Annotated in this window: 4 protein-coding genes; all 4 read left to right on the top strand. The window is 63.0% G+C overall.

The annotated features are described in order from the left end of the window. Positions 1 to 772: KPN_02809 family neutral zinc metallopeptidase (gene ypfJ / locus EQG76_RS27930; protein ID WP_159718350.1), on the top strand; the 772-nt coding region annotated here is incomplete at its 5' end. Between the two features lie 463 nt (positions 773 to 1,235). After that, a complete protein-coding gene (locus EQG76_RS27925; protein WP_159718348.1) occupies positions 1,236 to 1,757 on the top strand; it encodes a hypothetical protein in 522 nt (173 codons plus the stop codon). A 72-nt stretch (positions 1,758 to 1,829) separates the two neighbouring features. Beyond that, positions 1,830 to 2,207, top strand: coding sequence for a hypothetical protein (locus tag EQG76_RS27920; RefSeq protein WP_159718346.1), 378 nt, complete (start codon positions 1,830 to 1,832; stop codon positions 2,205 to 2,207). After that, positions 2,177 to 2,443, top strand: a complete 267-nt coding sequence (locus EQG76_RS27915) for a hypothetical protein (RefSeq protein WP_159718344.1) — start codon at positions 2,177 to 2,179, stop codon at positions 2,441 to 2,443. The genes EQG76_RS27920 and EQG76_RS27915 overlap by 31 nt, the downstream gene beginning before the upstream one ends. The last annotated feature ends 819 nt before the right edge of the window (positions 2,444 to 3,262 follow it).

The raw sequence follows: 3,262 nt of genomic DNA, 5'->3' as shown, positions 1-3,262 counted from the left end.
CGGGATCGGCGGTCTAGGCCTGGTCGGGATCCTGGTGGTCTCCTGGCTGCTCGGCATCGACCCCAGCATGATCATCGGTGCGATCGATGGCGGAGCCCCCGTCGAGACCCGCCAAGAGCTGCCGCGCCAGGGTGGGGCGAGCGACGAGCAGGCCGACTTCACCAGCGTGGTGCTCGGCAGCACGGAGGATGTCTGGCACGAGCTGTTCCAGGCAGACGGGCAGACCTACCAGGAGCCCGGCCTCGTCCTGTTCACCGACGCCACCCAGTCGGCCTGCGGCTTCGCACAAGGGGCGACCGGCCCGTTCTACTGCCCGGGCGACCGCAAGGTCTATCTGGACTTGGGCTTCTTCGACGAGCTGTCCCAGCGCTTCGGCGCGCCCGGCGACTTCGCGCAGGCATATGTGATCGCGCACGAGGTCGGCCATCACGTCCAGAACCTCCTGGGCATCCTGCCGCGGGTGCACGAGGCGCAGGCCGGTGCCGACCGCGCCTCCGCCAACGCCCTGTCGGTGCGGGTCGAATTGCAGGCCGACTGCCTCGCCGGGGTGTGGGCGAACCGGGCCGACCGCAGCCGGGGCGTGATCGAGCCGGGTGACGTCGAGGAGGCGCTGAGCGCCGCGGCCTCCGTGGGCGACGACCGCATCATGCGGGCGGCCGGGCGGCGTGCCAGTCCGGAGAGCTTCACCCACGGCAGCTCCGAGCAACGGGTCGAGTGGTTCACGCGCGGCCTGCGGTCGGGCGAAGTCAGCGACTGCAACACGTTCGGCTGAACGCCGGACCTGCGTCTCCTTCGGCAGCGAGTTCGCCACAGGGCCGGATGCTGTGCATCCGGCCCGTTTCGTCATGCGTCCTCCGGGAGACCGAGCGGCCTGCGCGACCGACTCAACCTGGCCGAGCATCAGCTTATACGAATGAAGGGTCGTTCATTCTCCATCAGGACGGCATCTTCTTCTCTCAAAGATGAACCTCTTGCCATCTCGCATTCTTGACTGTTGTCGTTGTCTCCAGAAGGATTTGCCTATTGTATCGGTTAATTACTTAGTTCTCGGGGGAATCCAAGAACAGGCCGCCGAACATGCTCGACTCGGTAGCGAGAAGTATGACTCCAAGTGGCGATAACTTGCGATCGCTCCTCAGGGACAACCGATAGACCCCGAGGTACCCACGCGTTCTTCACGAGGTATGGCGCTGGTCGCCATGTCGCTACTCGCTGGCGCCTGCATCGCTGGCGGTTTGACCTATCCTGCGTACGCAGCCGTCGATCTCGACAATGTCGAGATCCGCAACCAAGGCCGGCGCTACAACATGACCGTGATCCGCGAGCAGACCAGGACCAGCAGCTTCAAGGCCCAGCAGTACGCGGAGTACCTGGCCAAGCACAAGTTCACCGACGAATATGTCGTGGCATATGCCAAGGCGCTCGCCGCCAAGTTCGGCACGCCCATGCCAAGCGAGTCTGCGGCGTCGCCCAGGCCGCAAGCCTGTGCCGCCTGCCCCGCCCCCGCACCTGCTCCTGCTCCTGCACCGACGCCACCCCCAGCCTCGACGCCAAACCCGCCCGACAAGCCGGCCTTCGTCCAGGCCCCGATCCTGAACGGAATCGAGGTCAGCAACTTGGGCTGGCGCTACAACCTCACGGTGATAAAGAAGTTCGGGGAATACAGCGCCGAGCGGCAGGCGACCTCTGAATACTGGCGGGACAGGAACCGCGTCACCGATGCCAATGTCCATGCCTATGCCGCGGCCGTGGCGTAAGAGTACAATCCGAACGATGTCGGCAGGGACATCACCGTCACCAGGAAGCCGGACTTCACCATCTATCACGGCATGCCGAGCCTGGCCAATTGCGGCCTGAGCACCGACATCCGCATCGTGTATCACGACGAGTTGTTCGGCGGCGCCAGCAAGAACGTGCCGAACGTCAGCCACCTGAAGTCCAAGATTGTTTCCGACCTGCTGCGGCGCAACGTCACCTACGTGATGATCGACATCGAGCACTGGAACCCCGTCACCGAGATGGCCAAGCTGATCACGGTGGTGGTGCGCACGCTGAAGGAAGGCGTGCGCGGCCGGGAACACCAGGATGCAGTTCGGCTATTACATGCTGGTGCCGAAGCGGAACTATCTGGCGCCGACCACGCGGGGCAGCCGTCCGGAGCGCTGGGGACGCCTGGATGGCGATCAACGAGAAGATGCGGCGCCTGACGGCCGAGGTCGACGTGATCTTTCCCTTCCTCTATGCGCCCTATGAGGACCGCCAGGACTGGCTGACCTACGCGCGCGCCAACATCGCGGAGGCACGCAAGTACAACAAGCCGGTCATCCCGGTAATCTGGCCGCAGTACCACGACACCACGCCCGGCATCGGCACGACATACATGCCGATCAAGTTCTGGGAGATCCAGATGAAGGAGATCTACAACCTCTCCGACGCATGGTGATCTGGGGCTCGGTGGTCTTCCAGTCGGAGGGCTAGGACAACTGGGACAAGACCCGCGAGTGGTGGCCCTACACAAGAAAATTTGCGGCCGACTATACAAACGTGCCGCAGAATGCCGGCTGCGCCGACTAGCACCCGGCCATAGAACTTCGGCGCTCCTGAGTGCGCCTCCTCCCTTATGGGAGGGGGCGCTGCCTGTTTCTGGGCGGCCGAGACCTTCCGGGTGCCGCCTCTGCGCATGGGGCCGCCCGTTGCGGCACTCGTCGTTTTATAAGCAGAATGACAACTGCTTCATGACCTGACGCTCGAATGGTTCTGTTCCGAGCAGATTGACCATCGTTCATTTCCCGATCACGCGACAGCGTTCACCTAGATGTACCGTGAACGTTCCTTTATAAACTAGCGATCTTCTGTTGCGGGCGTTCACGGCTTCGCGATCATCGGGTATCGCTTCTGGTGTTATTTCCGGGAAGCAACCGTCCCGACCTTCAAAAGGCTGCATATACTTCGCGTTGTCATGACGCGGAGACAGGAGAACTGCGGCCACGGAGGCGGAACTTCACCGGATCGTTCGTCCATTTCGATCCTGGGGGGGATCATGAGAAGCCTACGCTTGGCTGCATTATGTGCAGCCGCGTTCCTCGCGTGCTCGACCGCCCTTACCGGTGCAGCACCCATGGCCGAGGCGGCCGTCAACCTGGGCAACGTGCCGATCGCCAAGAGCGGCTGGCGCTACAACATGACGGTCATCCGGGAGCAGGCCAAGACCGACTCCTTCAAGGCCAAGCAGTACAAGGAATATCTCGCCAAGCACAAGCTG

Source organism: Geminicoccus flavidas, assembly GCF_009806515.1.
GTDB classification, from domain to species: domain Bacteria; phylum Pseudomonadota; class Alphaproteobacteria; order Geminicoccales; family Geminicoccaceae; genus Geminicoccus; species Geminicoccus flavidus.
The sequence above is the reverse complement of the archived record's forward strand: the minus strand, read 5'-3'. Positions and strand labels throughout refer to the sequence as shown.

Excerpts from the sequence above, each read along its gene's own strand:
- EQG76_RS27920 (WP_159718346.1), top strand. The coding sequence starts at position 1,830 with ATGCCGAGCCTGGCCAATTGCGGCCTGAGCACCGACATCCGCATCGTG.
- EQG76_RS27915 (WP_159718344.1), top strand. The coding sequence starts at position 2,177 with ATGGCGATCAACGAGAAGATGCGGCGCCTGACGGCCGAGGTCGACGTG.